This is a genomic window from Streptomyces sp. NBC_00878 (assembly GCF_026341515.1).
GTDB lineage: Bacteria > Actinomycetota > Actinomycetes > Streptomycetales > Streptomycetaceae > Streptomyces.
This window is the reverse complement of sequence record NZ_JAPEOK010000001.1, coordinates 1,744,989-1,760,651: the sequence shown is the minus strand read 5'-3', so window position 1 is coordinate 1,760,651 and position 15,663 is coordinate 1,744,989. Positions and strand designations below refer to the sequence as shown.

Genomic DNA, 15,663 nt, shown 5'->3' with positions numbered 1-15,663 from the left:
TCAAGAGTGCGACTCCTCTGTCCTTTACCAACACGTGGCGCTACCTTCTTCCGCACCAGTGGGAGCGATTCCATCAGTCGACACGTCCGTCGCGACGCGTCAGAACTGCAAGGAGTCGCTCATGCGACACCCCGCGCGTTCACCTCTTTTAGTGTTCGGCGCCGCCGCGTTCGCCCTCGTGGGCACCGCGGTCGCGCCGGTCGTCACGGCTTCGGGAGCCGCCCCCGCCTGCACGGTGGAGTACTCGGTCACCAGTCAGTGGGACAACGGCTTCCAGGGCTCCGTCAACATCACCAACAACGCCGCAGCGGTGAGCAGTTGGAGTCTCACCTTCGACCTCGTCGGCGGCCAGAAGGTCACCCAGGGCTGGAACGCCAAGTGGTCCCAGTCCGGTACGACGGTGACCGCGGCCAATGAGAGCTACAACGGTTCGCTGGGCACCGGCGCGAGCGTCGGCGCCGGATTCCTCGCCTCGTGGTCGGGGAGCAACACCGCGCCCACGGCCTTCAGACTCAACGGGACGGCGTGCAACGTCGACTCGGAGCCGTCACCTGATCCGCCGGACCCGACCGATCCACCCGATCCCACCGATCCACCCGACCCGACCGATCCGCCGGACCCCACGGGCGGCCCGCCCGTCCTGAAGGTCTCGGGCAACAAGCTCGTCGACGAGACGGGAGCCACCCGCAGGCTGCTCGGCGTCAACCGCTCCGGCGGCGAGTTCATGTGCGTCCAGGGCCACGGCATCTTCGACGGCCCGGTCGACGACGCGTCCGTCAAGGCGATCGCCGACTGGAACGCCAACACGGTCCGCATTCCGCTCAACGAGGAGTGCTGGCTGGGACTTTCTCACATCAAACCGGAGTACGGCGGGGCCAACTACATCGCCGCGGTCAAGGCCCTGGTGGCCAAGGTCAAGGCACACGGTATGACGCCGATGCTCGAACTGCACTGGTCCCACGGTCAGTACACCGGCAACTCGGCGGGCTGCTCCGACGTGTACGCCAGTTGCCAGAAGCCGATGCCCAACATGCGTTACACGCCCACCTTCTGGGCCTCGGTCGCGAGTACCTTCAAGGACGACGGGACCGTCGTCTTCGACCTGTTCAACGAGCCCTACCCGGACCGTGCCACGTCCACCGCCACCCAGGCGTGGACCTGCTGGCGCGACGGCGGCACCTGCCCCGGCATCGGCTTCGAGGTCGCCGGCATGCAGGACCTGATCGACGCTATCCGCGGCACCGGCGCCAGGAACCCCATCCTGGCCGGGGGCCTCGCGTACGCGAACGACCTGAGCCAGTGGCTGACCTACAAGCCGACCGATCCGCTCGGCAATCTCGCCGCCGCCTGGCACGTCTACAACTTCAACACCTGTTCCAACGAGAGCTGTTGGAGCTCCACGCTCGCGCCGGTCGCGGCCCAGGTCCCGCTCGTGGCGGGCGAGATCGGCGAGAACACCTGCGCGCACTCCTTCATCGACCGCGTCATGGCCTGGTTCGACGCGCGCGGGCTCTCCTACCTCGGCTGGACCTGGAACACCTGGGACTGCGGTTCCGGACCCGCCCTCATCTCGAACTACAACGGCACACCCACGTCATTCGGCATCGGGCTGCGCGACCGCCTGCGCTCCCTCGACGGATAGGACACCCCGCACATGAGCCGTACCAGAACAGCACTCCTCGCGGCGATGGCGCTGGTCGCCGGCACCACGGGCGCCGCCGTCGCTGCCATACCCCCGGACGCCGGCGTGGCCGCCATCCCCTGCACCGTCGACTACAAGGTGCAGAACCAGTGGGACTCAGGCTTCACCGCCGCCGTCACGCTCACCAACAACAGCGCGGCCAAGACGAGTTGGGCCGTCAAGTGGTCGTACGCCGGAAACCAGAAGGTCACCAGCGGCTGGAACGCCAAGTTCAGCCAGAGCGGCACCGCCGTCACCGCCGCCAACGAGAGCTACAACGGCACGCTGGGGACCGGGAGTTCGGTCAGTTTCGGCTTCAACGGCAGCTACAGCGGCACCAACGCGCTGCCCACCACCTTCACCCTGGACGGGGTGACCTGCAACGTCGACGACGGTGGCAGCGGTCCAGGCCCCACGGACCCACCACCTGGCCCGGGCAACAAGGTCGACAACCCGTACGCCGGTGCCAAGGTGTATGTGAACCCGGAGTGGAAGGCGAAGGCCACCGCGGAAGCCGGGGGCAGCCGCATCGCCAACCAGCCGACGGGCGTATGGCTCGACCGGATCGCCGCCATCAACGGCGTGAACGGCGGGATGGGCCTGCGCGCCCACCTGGACGCGGCGCTGGCGCAGAAGGGCTCCGACCAACTGGTCGTCCAGCTGGTCATCTACAACCTGCCGGGCCGTGACTGCGCGGCTCTCGCCTCCAACGGCGAACTCGGCGCGACGGAGATCGACAAGTACAAGACCCAGTACATCGACCCGATCGCGGCGATCCTCGCCGACAGCAAGTACGCGGGGCTGCGCATCGTCACGACCGTCGAGATCGACTCGCTGCCGAACCTCGTCACGAACGTCTCGCCCCGCGTCACCGCCACCGCCAACTGCGACACGATGAAGGCGAACGGCAACTACGTCAAGGGCGTCGGATACGCCCTGAACAAGCTCGGCCACGTGCCCAACGTCTACAACTACGTGGACGCCGGACACCACGGCTGGCTCGGCTGGGACGACAACTTCGCACCCTCCGCCGCCCTCTTCAAGGAGGCCGCCACTGCCGAGGGCGCGACCGTCGCCGACGTCCACGGCTTCATCGTGAACACCGCCAACTACAGTGCCCTGAAGGAGAATTACTTCACGATCAACGACTCCGTGAACGGCGCGTCGGTCCGTACGTCGAAGTGGATCGACTGGAACCGGTACGTCGACGAGCAGTCGTACGCGCAGGCCATGCGCGACCAGCTGGTCTCGATCGGCTTCCCCGCCGGGATCGGCATGCTGGTCGACACCTCCCGCAACGGCTGGGGCGGCACGGCCCGGCCGACCGGCCCCGGGGCGACGACCAACGTCGACACCTACATCAACGGCGGCCGCTACGACCGCCGCATCCATCTCGGCAACTGGTGCAACCAGTCGGGCGCGGGCCTCGGCGAACGGCCGCAGGCGGCACCGGCGACCGGCATCGACGCGTACGTGTGGATGAAGCCGCCGGGCGAGTCGGACGGGTCGAGCACCGCCATCCCGAACGACGAGGGCAAGGGTTTCGACCGGATGTGCGACCCGACGTACACCGGCAACCCGCGGAACAACAACAACATGTCGGGCGCCCTGCCGAACGCGCCGCTGTCCGGACACTGGTTCTCGGCCCAGTTCCAGGAGCTGATGAGGAACGCGTATCCGGCGCTGTGACGCTGCGCCGAGTGCGGTTGGTCGCGCGGTTCCCCGCACCCCTGAGGAGGTGCGGGGAACTGTTGCTGTTTCAGCAATGCGACTAGCTGTTTTCGGGAGGGGCGGAGCACGCTGTCCGTATCCCGAACGAGAGGCTCGGAACGATGGCGCACGATCACGAACCCCACCAGAACGACGGCGACGGCCACGGCCACGGCCAGGGCCACGGCCAGGGCCACGGCCAGGGCCAGGGCCACGATCATGGTCCCGGTCACGGTCACGGTCCCGGTCCCGGTCCCGGTCACGATCACACCCACATCGACTTCGCCGAGATGCTTCCGATGCTGGAGCAGGAGGCCGAGCTGTTCAGCCCGCTCTACGCGCAGGTGGCCGACTGGCTGCGGGAACGGCAGCCGGAGCCCGAACTGATCGTCGACGCGGGCAGTGGTCCCGGCGTCATCTCCTGTCTGCTCGCCGATACGTTCCCCAAGGCCCGGGTCGTCGCCGTGGACGGGGCGGAGCCTCTCCTGGAGGCGGCCCGCGCCCGTGCCGCGCGCCTCGGGATCGCCGACCGCTTCAGCACGCTGGAGGCCGAACTCGCCGACGGGTTGGGCGACTTGGAGTACCCGGCCGACCTCCTCTGGGCCAGCAGGTCCCTGCACCACGTCGGCGACCAGCGGGCCGCCCTCGCGGGCTTCACCGAGCGGCTCGCACCCGGCGGGACCCTCGCCCTGCTGGAGGGCGGGCTGCCCTTCCGCTACCTTCCGCGCGACATCGGCATCGGCCGCCCGGGTCTGCAGTCCCGGACGGACGCGGTCGAGCAGGAGTGGTTCACGCGGATGCGGCGCGAGCTGCCGGGCGCGGTCGAGGAGACCGAGGACTGGCCGGCCCTGCTGAACGCGGTCGGGCTGCGGCACGCCGCGACCCGTACCTTCCTGCTCGATCTGCCCGCGCCGCTGTCGGAGGAGGGTCGCGCCTTCGTCGCCACCAGCCTCGGCCATCGCCGCGCCGGACTCGCGGAGGACCTCGATGCCGATGATCTCGCCGCACTCGACCGACTCCTCGACGCGGACGACAAGGCGAGCGTGTTCCAACGACCGGATGTGTTCGTGCTCGCGGCGATGACGGTGTATGTCGGGGTGAAGCCTTAGGCAGGCCCTGGCGCTCCGCGCGGGGGCGCCTTTGCCGCGCGTGTTGACATCGAGTGCTCTCCAAGTGATGGACTCCGGGCACTTCGTGACGGACACGACACGGACACGACACGGACATGGCTTGGGGGAACGTATGACTGACTCACCAGTGGCGCTGATCACCGGCGGCGGCAGCGGTATCGGTGCGGCGGTGGCGCGGCAGCTGCTCGATGCCGGGCACCGGGTGACGGTGACGGGGCGCGGGGAGGAGCGGCTGCGCGGGTTCGCCGAGCAACTCGGCAAGCCCGAGGGGCTGTTGACGATCGCGGGGGACGCGGCCGACTACGACCACGTCCAGGCGGCCGTCGAGGCGACGGTGCGGGAGTTCGGACGGCTGGACACGGTCGTCGCCAACGCCGGGTTCGCCACGCACGACACCGTCGCCGAGGGCGATCCGGCCGGGTGGCGGGACATGGTGCTGACCAATGTGCTCGGCCCCGCGCTGCTCATCCGGGCGTCGATCGATCGACTGAAGGAGACCAAGGGCAGGATCGTGCTCGTCGGCAGCGTCGCGGGCCACATCCACGGGCCCGGCAACCTCTACGGGGCGACGAAGTGGGCCGTGACCGGGCTCGCCGAGAACACCCGGCGGCAGGTCACCGAGTACGGCGTGGGCGTGACCCTGATCTCGCCCGGCCGGGTGGAGACACCCTTCTGGGACGGCTACGGCAGCCTGCCGCCCGGGCATCTCCTCACCTCGGACCAGATCGCGGAGTCGGTCGTCTGGGCGATCCGCCAGCCGAGCGGGGTGGACGTGAACACCGTGGTCGTGCGCCCGATCGGCCAGCCGGTCTGAGCCAGGGCCCGTGAGCGACGGAGTCCGGCCGGGGGGCCGGGACGGGCTCCGTCGTGTTCTCACTTGCTCTCAGTTGTCCTCGAGGAACTCCTGCGCCAGCGCCTCACCGAGGGACGCCGCCGCGCTGTGGTCCTCGATGGGGGAGACCTTGGAATCGGTGAAGACGATGTACGTCACTCCCGAGCGCACGCCGCCGGTCACCGGGTCGGGATTGATGCCGAGGGCCCGCGCGGTGGCGTACGAGGCCTCACCGATGATCTCCGCGGGGCCGGTGTCGCCGACGACTCCGTACTCGACCTTGTCTCCGTAGATCACCGCCGCCACGCTGCCGCCGCTGATACCGGAGTTCGCGTACTTCCAGATGTCGCTGGCTCTGGGCAGCACGATGTACGGCAGTTGCTCCGAGTTCAGCGGTCGGCCGTCGGACTGGCGGAAGGAGGTCTGGTTTTGGAACCACGGATCGGTGCGGGTGTTGCACGCGGTGGTGACCTGGCCGTCGCAGTCGATGTCCATGTCGGCCTTCCAGAAGACCGCGCCGCTCTTGCCGCACACGGGGACGGTGGCCGGCGCCGCCGCGTCGAGGCTGTACCTGCCGCGGGAGATCTGCGAGCAGGTCGCCACCTCGGCGAGCAGGTCGGCGGCGCTGACCGCGCCCTCCCGAGCCCGTACAGGGGCGGCCCCCGCGGGGAGTGCCGCGGCGGCGAGCAGCGCGGCGCCGGTGGCTGCGGCGGCGAGGGTCAGCGTTCGAGTGCGCACGGTGGGAGGACCCTTCTGGACCAGGGGGGAGCCATGCGACCCCACGGGAGGGCGGCTGGCATCCGACGTGTAGGGCGCGTACGGGGACGTATGCGTGTGTGCTGAACGGGTACGCGGGCGAGCCTGACCGATCCCCCTCCCCCCGGCGAGGATGCCGCGCCTTGCCTCACCCGCCCGCCGCATCCACGACACCGTCTCGGACCCATGACGAAGCCGCCGCCCGAACGTGCCGGGCGGCGGCTTCGTGTGGCGTCGGGGCGCCCGGGTGTACGACCCGGCCGGGGCGTCAGCCCTCCGTCGCCGGGTCCGGGCCCAGGCGTCGGTCCTCGTTGAGGGCGCTGATCGCGGCGATGTCCTCGGTGTCGAGGGAGAAGTCGAAGACATCGATGTTCTCCTTGATCCGGGACGGCGTCACGGACTTGGGGATCACCACGTTCCCGAGCTGGATGTGCCAGCGCAGGACGACCTGGGCCGGCGTACGGCCGTGCTTCTGGGCGATGGCCACGATGGCCGGGACCTCCAGCAGGCCCCTGCCCGAGCCGAGCGGGGACCACGCCTCCGTGGCGATGCCCTGCTGCGCGTGGTACTCACGGGACACGCGCTGCTGGAGGTGCGGGTGCAGCTCGATCTGGTTGACGGCCGGAATGACGGACGTCGCGTCGATCAGCTTCTCCAAGTGCTCCGGAAGGAAGTTGGAGACGCCGATGGACTTGGCCCGGCCGTCCGCGGAGAGCTTCTCGAAGGCCTTGTACGTGTCGATGTACTTGCCCCTGGACGGTGCCGGCCAGTGGATGAGGTACAGGTCGACGTAGTCGAGGCCGAGCTTCTCCAGGGACGCGTCGAAGGCCCGCAGCGTGGAGTCGTACCCCTGGTCGCTGTTCCAGAGCTTGGTGGTGACGAAGAGATCCTTGCGGGCGATGCCGGAGCCGGTGATGCCCTTGCCGGTGCCCCTTTCGTTGCCGTAGATCGCCGCGGTGTCGATGCTGCGGTACCCGGCCTCCAGGGCGGTGGCGACGGCCTTCTCCGTCTCGTCGTCCGCCATCTGCCAGACCCCGAAGCCCAGCTGGGGCATCTCGACGCCGTTGTTCAGGATGATCGGGGGGACGTTGCTCACGAGCTCTCGATCCTTCAGTCGTCGGTTGATACGCCCATCGTCAACGATCACGGGCCGTCGCGCATTCCTGTTCCGCGTTCGTGTGCGCGTCCGCGTCCCGTGCGTTCGCTGAGCGCAACCGGAGATTGGCTGGAAACCTACCCGGGCTCGTTGGTCCGAACCATTGACCGCGTCCTGTCATGCCGGGGACTCTTCTGCATATTGGTGAACGGGGTGCACGTATATGAACCAGGACTCGGCGACGACGAGGAACGAGAGAGCCATGACCCCCACACGAAGGACCCTGCTCGGTGCGGCACTCGGCGGTGCGGCCGTGGCGGCCGTCGGTCTGCCCGCCATCGCCGCCACCGCCGCGGCCTGGCAGCTGAAGTGGTCCCCGTCGGCGCGCACCAACGGGCTCGGCGCCTTCGAGACCCTGGAGGACGACCGCGCGGGCTCGCACCCCGCGGCCTCCCCGCACATCTATGCCACGGGCGACAACTGGCGCTTCAACATGCACACCGTCGACCGCGACACCTCGACGGACCGTCAGCGCCACGAGGTCACCGGCCTGCGCAACGGCTCCGGCAGCAACTACCTCAAGTGGACCGAGGGCCAGACCTGGCGGGTGACGTACTCGATGTACATCCCCAGCTCCCTGAAGGCGACCACCACCTTCACCCACATCATGCAGATGAAGCAGCCCGGCACCGGAACCTCGCCGATCGTCGTGCAGTCGCTCCGCCGGGTCAACGGCGTGCAGACCATCGAACTCAAGCTCTTCGAGGGCGACATCCTCGTCGGCCGCACGAACCTCGAACCCCTGCACAACAAATGGATCGACGTCGACTTCCAGATCAAGGTCGGCAACGGCTCGGCCGGTTCGGTCCGCTGGATCCTGAAGAACGGCTCAACGACGGTCGTCGACGCGTCGCGCACGGGCGTAGACACGTTCCTGGCCGACCGCGTACGCCCCAAGTGGGGCATCTACCGCTCCCTCGGCGACACGTCGGGCTCCCTCCAGGACTGCTACCTCCTGCTTTCGAACATGCGGGGTTACCAGCTCGTGTGAGCCGCCCGTGTCACTGGTTGATCTGGGCCGTCAGCCGGCGGTCGTGCCCAGGTACGCGTCCCGCACCCGTCGGTCGGTGTGGACCTCGGCGGGGGTGCCCTCGGCGAGGACGCGGCCCAGGTCGAGTACGACGACCCGGGTGGACAGTTCCATGACGAAGGCGACGTTGTGCTCCACGAGGAGTACGGCGCAGCCCTCCTCGCCGGACAGGCGGCGGATGACGGACGACAGGTGACGGCGTTCGTCGGCCGTCATCCCGGACGCGGGTTCGTCCAGCAACAGCACCCTGGGCGGGTCCGCGACCGCCCGCGCCAGCTCGACCATACGGGCCCGGCCCACCGGCAGGGCCCCGGCGTAGGTCTCACCGAGATCGCTGAGCCCGCAGGCGCGCAGGACGTCGGCCGCTCGGGTACGGCGCTCCCGCTCGTACGTACGCCGGGTCGGTGACGCCAGCAGATCGGCCGCGAGTCCGCCTCCACCGCCGCGCCACTCCTGGGCCACCACCAGGTTGTCGGCCACCGTGAGCTGGCCGAACAGCTGCTGCCGCTGGAAGGTGCGGCGCATCCCGCGGCGGGCCCGCCAGACGGGGGAGCGGCGGGTGATGTCCGTTCCGTCGAGGTGGACGCGGCCCTCGTCGGGGCGCCGGATACCGGAAAGTACGTCGAAGAGGGTCGTCTTTCCCGCCCCGTTGGGGCCGATGAGCCCGCAGATCTCTCCGGGGCGCAGGGTGAGGCTCACGGCGTCCAGCGCCCGGATCCCGCCGAAGCGGACGCCGATGTGGGTGGCTTGGAGGGCGGGGGGTGGGGCGGGTGTGGTGGGTACGGGGCGGGCAGGGGTGCCACTCATGGCCGGACCCCTCTCCGGGGCTGGGAGGGGATCGTCGGATTCATGGGGGACCCGGGGCTTGGATCGGAACCGGGATCGGAGTCGAGGTCAGGGCCGGGACCGGGTTCGAGGTCAGGACTGGGACCGGATTCGGGGTCAGGGCCAGGAACGGGTTCGAGGTCAGGACTGGGAAGGGGAACGGGAACGGGAACGGGACCGGTATCCGGATCGTGCGGGGCCGCCAGGCCCAGATACGCCTCCGTCAGGCGGTCCGCCTCCACCGACGCCCGTGGACCGCACCACGTCACCCGCCCCTGCGCGAGGTACGCGACCGTGTCCGCGACCCCCAACGCCTCGGTCGCCTTCTCCTCGACAAGGAGCAACGCCGTTCCGGTGTCGCGGAGTTCGGTGAGGAGGCGGAACACCTCCTCGACGATGCGCGGGGCCAGGCCGAGGGACGGTTCGTCCGCGATCAGGACCTTCGGGGGGCGTTGGAGGAGCGGCGCCAGGGCGAGCATCTGCTGTTCGCCGCCGGAGAGGGAACCTGCGGGCACGCCACGCCGTCCGGCGAGGCCGGGGAACCGCTCGTACACGGCCTCGCGCTGGTTCTTCTCGCGCAGGTACAGGGCGAGGTTCTCCTCGATGGTGAGCGCCGGGAAGATGCCCCGCCCCTCCGGTGCCAGGGCCACTCCGGCGCGCGACCGGCGTACGGCACCCTCTCGTGTGGCGTCGCGGCCGGCCACGTACACCTGGCCGCCGAGCGGAGCGATCAGGCCTGCCGCGACACGGCAGGTCGTCGATTTCCCGGCCCCGTTCGGGCCGAGGAGGGCGAGGATCTCGCCGGGATGTACGGCGAGGTCCACTCCGTGCAGAACGGGTGCGCCGTCGTATCCGGCGCGTACGGCGCGGAGTTCGAGGGCGGGCGGTTCGGCGGGGGAGGAGGCCGCCACCGGCCGGGGACCGGTTTCGCCGACGCCGGCGGGATTCCCGCCTGGGGCGCTGGACTTGCGGGTGGGACTACTGCTTGGGGGGCTGGACTTGTCGGTGGGACTTCCGCTCGCCGCCCCGGACTCAGCCCTCGTGCCTGCCCCCGCTCCCACCCTCGTGCCTGACCCCGTCCCCGTGCCTGACCTCGTCCCCGACCTCGTCCCCGACCATGGCCCGGCGGCCCCCGCCGAGCCCCCACCCGCCAACCGCCGCCGATGCACCCGCACCGACGCCGCCGCGCAGTACCCGTCCGGGTCGTTCGCCAGGGCCAGGCCCGCCAGGCCGAAGAGGATCACCGGGAGGTGGACGGACTCGGTGACGTAGTCGGAGACGAGGTGCGGTACGAGGGCGTAGACCAGCCCGGCGACGACCGCGAACTGCGGACGCCGCAGGCCCGCCGCGACGACCACCGCGAGCCAGATCAGTCCCGTCATCGCGGTGAAGTCGGTAGCGGTGACACGGGTGTTGTAGGACGCGTACATCACGCCGCCGAAGCCCGCGAGTCCGGCCGACAGGGTGAACAGCACCAGCTTGGTGCGGACGACCGACACCCCCGAAGCCATCGCCGCCGCGGGTGCGGAGCGCACCGCGAGCATGGCCCGCCCGGACGGCGAGCCGCGCAGCGCGCTGAGCGCGGCGATGGCCGCGGTGACCAGTACGAGCAGTGCGACACCGAACGCCCGGTCGTCGTTCAGATCCACCGGACCGAAGACCGGCCGCGGGATCGACCACCCCGTGTCACCGTTCCTCAACCAGCCGATCTGGAACAGGACTTGGTCCGCCAGAAAGGCGAGCGCGAGGGTCGCGAGGGCGAGCGAGCGGCCGCCGAGCCGCAGCGCGGGGAGGGCCACCAGGGCACCGAGCACGGCTGCCGCGCACGTCCCCACGGCCGCCGCGGCCACGAACGGCCAGCCATGACTCAGCAGCAGCCCCGCCACCAGCGCCGCCCCCGTCACGAAGGTCGCCTGCGCCAGGGACACCATCGCGCCGAGCCCCGTCACCACCGTGAAGGAGACGAACACCAGGGACAGGGCGAGCCCTTGGGCGAGGATGCCGCTCCAGAAGGGGGTCGTCACCGTGTAGAAGGCCACGGCGAGCAGCACGGCGGCAGCGGACCACGGACCCCACCGCCGGAGCCAGGACCGGCCCGCCAGATAGTCGACCGGCGGCGCGTCCACGGCCGCCGTCCCCGCCGTACGGCCGCGCCGGGTCAGCAGGAGCAGCCCGGCGAAGAGGATCAGGAACGGTACGGCGGTACGGAATCCGGTGATCCGCTCGGCGAAATTCGCGTACCCGGCGACCAGGTTCTGCAGCACCCCGAGCCCGAGTCCGCCCGCGAACGCCAGCGGGACGGAGACGAAGCGGCCGAGCACCGCCGCCGTCGCCGAGACGAAGAGGAAGAGCGTGAAGTCGTGGGCGGACAGGCCGAGTAGAGGCGTGGCCAGGACGCCCGCCAGGCCCGCGAGCCCCGACGACAGCATCCACGCGATCGACGACAGCCGGTCCGCGCTCAGCCCGCGCAACTCCACCAGCGAACGGTCGTCGACGGCCGCCCGGAGCTTCAGCCCCAGCGGGGTGTGCCGCATCAGGACCCAGAGGCCGACGGCCACCACCGCCGTCGCGACCCAGGTGATCAGCTGGTCCGAGTCGATGCCGACACCGTCCGTCAACTGCCAGGACCTGGCCGGACTCGGGCCGACACCGGGCAGCCCGAACTGGTTCTCGGCCGGTTTCACCGACGCGCCCGCGTCCTCCAGCAGCTCGACGATCCACAGCCCGAGCGCGGGCAACGCCACCAACAGCCCGATGGTGGCGACGATCTGGGCCGTCTCACCCACCCGCGCCAGCTTGCGGAACATCAGCCGGTCGAGACCCCAGCCGAGTGCCGGTGCCGCCGCGCACACCAGCAGGACGGCCGTCGGCACGGCGGGCCAGCCGAAGCCCGAGTGCAGCTCGTAGAAGGCCAGCGCACACAGATAAGCGGTCGCGCCGTGCGCGAAGTTGAAGAGGCCCGAGGCCGAGTAGGAGAGCACCAGACCGGTGGCGAGCAGCGCGTACAGCGCACCCGACACCAGTCCGCTCAGTACGAATCCGAGAAGGTCCGCCATGCCGAGTCCTCAAATCCCCACGTCATGAAATCCCCACGCCATCGGGGCATCAGTCGTCCAAGCCGTCCAACCCGTCCAAGTCGCCTTCCGTCTCGCCTACTTGAAGGGGATCGGCGGATAGCACCTGAAGGGCGCCGAGACGACGTACTTCCCGTCCTTGAGCTGGACGAGCGCCCCGCAGCCGAACGACTCCTTCTGCCCCTTGGGCTCCGCCCGGTCCCCGACCATCGAGCCGGTGTCCGTGAACCCGTCCGCAGCCTTCTGGAAGGACGCCACCGTCAGGGCCTTGCCGGCCTTCTCGGCGATGGCGAGGAAGAGATCGGCCGACATGTAGCCCGTCATCATGTGCATGTTCAGGGGCACATCCTTCCCGGCCGCCTTCCTGATGTCCGCCTTGAACTGCGTCATCGCCACGCCGTCCTGCTCGAACGGCTGGAACGACAGCAGGACGTGCACCCCGTCGAGCGCCTTCCTGGTCGCGCTCTTCGCGAGCAGCCCGGGGTCGTAGTCGGTCGGATCGGTGAGCAGCCCGGTGTACCCCGTGCGCTTGATCGCCGTGAACAGGCCGATGTTGTACGGGGTCTGCATCACGGAGACGATCGCGTCCGGTGCCTTGCCGCCGTTGCTCCGCAGGATCTCCTTCGTGTACGCCGACCAGTCGCTCGGTACGGAGGTCGCGGGTACGGACGGCTTCGCGAACGTCACCTTGAATCCGGCCGACGTGAAGCTCTGCCGATACGTGCGGATGGCGAACGTCCCGGCGTCACTGTCGTTGGCGAGGATCGCCACGCTCCTGCTCGCCGAGCCGCCCAGCACCTTCTTGAGGCCCTCGGGCCAGGTCTGCGAGATGGTGCCGCCGGGCATCGGCACCATGCAGCCGCCGAAACCGTAGATGTACGAGGGTCCGCAGAAGGACGGCAGCGTGCCCCAGCCGAAGGTCGGCACCTTCTGCTTCTGCAGGAAGTCCGCGCCGGAGAACGTCGTCGAACTCATCGGCGCGATCGCGAACACCTCGTCCTGCTGGACGAGTTTGCGGGCTGCCGCGAGGTTCCTGGCCGGATCCTGGCCGTCGTCCTCGGCGCCCAGATAGTCGATCTTCCGCCCGTTCACACCGCCTTCGGCGTTGGCGCGGTCGAAGCGGGCCCTGGCCCCGAGGTCGGTGTCCTTCTTCGAGTAGCCGCTTGCCGTGGTCATCGAGACGATGCCGCCCACCTTGACGGAGGTACCGCTCACTCCGCGTACGGAGTTGTCGGCCTCCGAACTCCCGGTGGTGGAAGCCGAGTTGCAGGCGCTCGCCAGCAGCAGTGCGGCTGTGGCCGCCGCGGCGGCGATGGTGCGGGTCGGTCGCGACACGGTCGGTCCCCCTCCGTCGGGTGACCGAAATAGTCCATGCGATCTGACGACCCGTCAATATCTGACGCACCGATATGTGACGAACCGTCAGGACGCCAACAGGTGTGGCGCGCTACGCCCACTACGCCCACTACGCCCGATAGAGCGCCTCGACCTCCGCCTCGTATGCATCCTCGATCGCCTTCCGCTTCAGCTTCAGCGAGGGCGTCAGTAACCCGTGTTCCTCGGTGAACTGATGGGCCAGGATCCGGAACGTACGGATCGACTCGGCCTGGGAGACGAGGGTGTTCGCGGCCACGACGGCACGGCGCACCTCGGTCTCCAGGTCGGGGTCCCGGACCAGTTCCGCGGGACTCAGCTTGGCCTTGTCCCGCATCCCGAGCCAGTGCTCGACGGCTTCTCCGTCCAGGGTGACGAGTGCCGCGATGTACGGCCGGTCGTTGCCGACGACGATGCACTGCGCGACCAGCGGATGGTCCCGCACCCGCTCCTCCAGGATCCCCGGTGAGACGCTCTTGCCGCCGGAGGTCACCAGGATCTCCTTCTTGCGCCCGGTGATGGTGAGATACCCGTCCTCGTCGAGCGAGCCCAGGTCCCCCGTGGCGAGCCAGCCGTCGTGCAGCGCCGCGTCGGTGGCCTTCGGGTCGTTGAGATAGCTCTGGAAGACCTGGGGGCCGCTCAGCCAGATCTCGCCGTCGTCCGCGATGTGCACGGTCGTGCCCGGGATCGGCGGCCCCACCGTGCCGTACCGGGTGCGCTCGGGCGGGTTGGCGGTCGCTGCCGCCGTGGTCTCGGTGAGCCCGTACCCCTCGTAGATGTGCACGCCGGCGCCCGCGAAGAACAGTCCGAGTCGCCGGTCCATCGCCGAGCCGCCGGACATCGCGTGCCTCACGCGACCGCCCATCGCGGCGCGGATCTTGGAGTAGACGAGCTTGTCGAAGAGCTGGTGCTGCACCCGCAGCGAGGCCGAGGGTCCGGGTCCTGTGCCCCAAGCCTTGGCCTCCACCGCGTCCGCGTACCGTACGGCGACGTCGACGGCCTTCTCGAACGGACCTGCCTTGCCGTCCCGTTCGGCCTTTCTGCGGGCCGAGTTGAAGATCTTCTCGAAGATGTACGGCACCGCGAGGAAGAACGTCGGCTGGAATGCGGCCAGGTCGGGCAACAGGGCGGCCGCGTTGAGCTGCGGCTGATGACCGAACTTGACCCTGCCCCGGATCGCGGCGACCTGCACCATCCGTCCGAAGACATGCGCGAGCGGCAGGAACAGCAGGGTGGCCGCCTGGTCGCCGCGCTTGGAGTGGAACAGCGGCTCCCAGCGCTCGGTGACCGTGTCCGACTCGGACATGAAGTTCGCGTGGGAGAGGACACAGCCCTTGGGGCGGCCGGTCGTGCCGGAGGTGTAGATGATCGTCGCCGTCGACTCGGGCGTGACGGCCCGCCGGTGCCGGTGCACCACCTCGTCGTCGATGTGACCGCCCGCCTCGTACAACTCCTGTACCGCGCCCGTGTCCAACTGCCACAGCTTGTGCAGCGTCGGCAGCCGGTCGATGACCGTGGCGATGGTCATGGCGTGGTCCTCGTGCTCCACCATCGCGGCCGACACCTGCGCGTCGTGCAGCATCCAGAAGACCTGCTCGGCCGACGAGGTGGGGTAGACGGGCACGACCTGCGCGCCGATCGACCACAGCGCGAAGTCGAAGAGCGTCCACTCGTAGCGCGTACGGGACATGATCGCGACCCGGTCGCCGAAGCGGATGCCGTGGGCCAGCAGGCCCTTGGCCAGTGCCAGGACCTCGTCCCGGAACTCGGCGGACGTCACGTCCCGCCACTCGTCCTGGTCGTCCTTGCGGCCGAGTGCGATGTAGTGCGGATCCTCCTGGGCATACTCGAACACGGCATCGGCCAGGCCGCCCACCGGCGGTGCCAACGCCAGGGGAGGGTTGGTGAACTCGCGCAATCCCCGCTCCTTGTGGTGCTTCGGGTGCTCCGCAGGCGCCGTGAAAGCTACCCCACCGGGAGGCGCGGCGGGAGGGGCGGCGAATCGGCCCGCGTTCGAGTATTCGCACTGGTCAACCGTCGAAATACGGCCACAAGGGGGGAGGTCGGGGCAGAATTCTTACTCTTCCGTAAGGTT

General features: G+C 69.5%; 11 protein-coding genes. 5 read left to right on the top strand and 6 right to left on the bottom strand.

The window, feature by feature from the left end:
* Positions 1–121: 121 nt before the first annotated feature.
* The 4 genes from OHA11_RS07175 (at position 122) to OHA11_RS07160 (ending at position 5,335) form a co-directional block, all read left to right on the top strand.
* Positions 122–1,642 carry a cellulose binding domain-containing protein gene (locus OHA11_RS07175; RefSeq protein WP_266493118.1) on the top strand — a complete coding sequence of 507 codons (1,521 nt, stop codon included), beginning with the start codon at positions 122–124 and terminating at the stop codon, positions 1,640–1,642.
* A 12-nt stretch (positions 1,643–1,654) separates the two neighbouring features.
* Positions 1,655–3,370, top strand: a complete 1,716-nt coding sequence (locus OHA11_RS07170; RefSeq protein ID WP_266493115.1) for a glycoside hydrolase family 6 protein — start codon at positions 1,655–1,657, stop codon at positions 3,368–3,370.
* Positions 3,371–3,513: 143 nt separating this feature from the next.
* Positions 3,514–4,500 carry a trans-aconitate 2-methyltransferase gene (locus tag OHA11_RS07165; RefSeq protein WP_266493113.1) on the top strand — a complete coding sequence of 329 codons (987 nt, stop codon included), beginning with the start codon at positions 3,514–3,516 and terminating at the stop codon, positions 4,498–4,500.
* A gap of 133 nt (positions 4,501–4,633) precedes the next feature.
* A complete protein-coding gene (locus tag OHA11_RS07160) occupies positions 4,634–5,335 on the top strand; it encodes an SDR family oxidoreductase (protein WP_266493112.1) in 702 nt (233 codons plus the stop codon).
* 69 nt (positions 5,336–5,404) lie between these two features.
* On the opposite strand, the gene OHA11_RS07155 is transcribed toward OHA11_RS07160, so the two are convergent.
* Together OHA11_RS07155 and OHA11_RS07150 are read right to left on the bottom strand one after the other, a co-directional pair.
* Positions 5,405–6,091, bottom strand: a complete 687-nt coding sequence (locus OHA11_RS07155) for a glycoside hydrolase family 75 protein (protein WP_266493111.1) — start codon at positions 6,089–6,091, stop codon at positions 5,405–5,407.
* Positions 6,092–6,377: 286 nt separating this feature from the next.
* Positions 6,378–7,163, bottom strand: coding sequence for an aldo/keto reductase (locus OHA11_RS07150; protein WP_266507018.1), 786 nt, complete (start codon positions 7,161–7,163; stop codon positions 6,378–6,380).
* A 304-nt stretch (positions 7,164–7,467) separates the two neighbouring features.
* On the opposite strand from OHA11_RS07150, the gene OHA11_RS07145 reads away from it, so the two are divergent.
* Positions 7,468–8,256, top strand: a complete 789-nt coding sequence (locus OHA11_RS07145; protein ID WP_266493109.1) for a Tat pathway signal sequence domain protein — start codon at positions 7,468–7,470, stop codon at positions 8,254–8,256.
* Positions 8,257–8,286: 30 nt separating this feature from the next.
* Here the strand turns inward: OHA11_RS07145 and OHA11_RS07140 are convergent, their stop codons facing one another.
* The 4 genes from OHA11_RS07140 to OHA11_RS07125 form a co-directional block, all read right to left on the bottom strand.
* Complete coding sequence (locus OHA11_RS07140; RefSeq protein ID WP_266493107.1) at positions 8,287–9,102, bottom strand: ABC transporter ATP-binding protein; 816 nt, start codon at positions 9,100–9,102, stop codon at positions 8,287–8,289.
* Positions 9,099–12,176, bottom strand: coding sequence for an ATP-binding cassette domain-containing protein (locus OHA11_RS07135; protein WP_266493106.1), 3,078 nt, complete (start codon positions 12,174–12,176; stop codon positions 9,099–9,101). The genes OHA11_RS07140 and OHA11_RS07135 overlap by 4 nt, the downstream gene beginning before the upstream one ends.
* 96 nt (positions 12,177–12,272) lie before the next feature.
* Positions 12,273–13,529, bottom strand: coding sequence for an ABC transporter substrate-binding protein (locus tag OHA11_RS07130; protein ID WP_266493105.1), 1,257 nt, complete (start codon positions 13,527–13,529; stop codon positions 12,273–12,275).
* A 130-nt stretch (positions 13,530–13,659) separates the two neighbouring features.
* Entirely contained in the window at positions 13,660–15,486 is a 1,827-nt protein-coding gene (locus OHA11_RS07125) for a long-chain fatty acid--CoA ligase (RefSeq protein ID WP_266493104.1), read from the bottom strand.
* Between the last annotated feature and the right edge of the window lie 177 nt (positions 15,487–15,663).

Excerpts from the sequence above, each read along its gene's own strand:
- OHA11_RS07175 (WP_266493118.1), top strand. The coding sequence starts at position 122 with ATGCGACACCCCGCGCGTTCACCTCTTTTAGTGTTCGGCGCCGCCGCG.
- OHA11_RS07170 (WP_266493115.1), top strand. The coding sequence starts at position 1,655 with ATGAGCCGTACCAGAACAGCACTCCTCGCGGCGATGGCGCTGGTCGCC.
- OHA11_RS07165 (WP_266493113.1), top strand. The coding sequence starts at position 3,514 with ATGGCGCACGATCACGAACCCCACCAGAACGACGGCGACGGCCACGGC.
- OHA11_RS07160 (WP_266493112.1), top strand. The coding sequence starts at position 4,634 with ATGACTGACTCACCAGTGGCGCTGATCACCGGCGGCGGCAGCGGTATC.
- OHA11_RS07150 (WP_266507018.1), bottom strand. The coding sequence starts at position 7,163 with ATGCCCCAGCTGGGCTTCGGGGTCTGGCAGATGGCGGACGACGAGACG.
- OHA11_RS07145 (WP_266493109.1), top strand. The coding sequence starts at position 7,468 with ATGACCCCCACACGAAGGACCCTGCTCGGTGCGGCACTCGGCGGTGCG.
- OHA11_RS07140 (WP_266493107.1), bottom strand. The coding sequence starts at position 9,102 with ATGAGTGGCACCCCTGCCCGCCCCGTACCCACCACACCCGCCCCACCC.
- OHA11_RS07135 (WP_266493106.1), bottom strand. The coding sequence starts at position 12,176 with ATGGCGGACCTTCTCGGATTCGTACTGAGCGGACTGGTGTCGGGTGCG.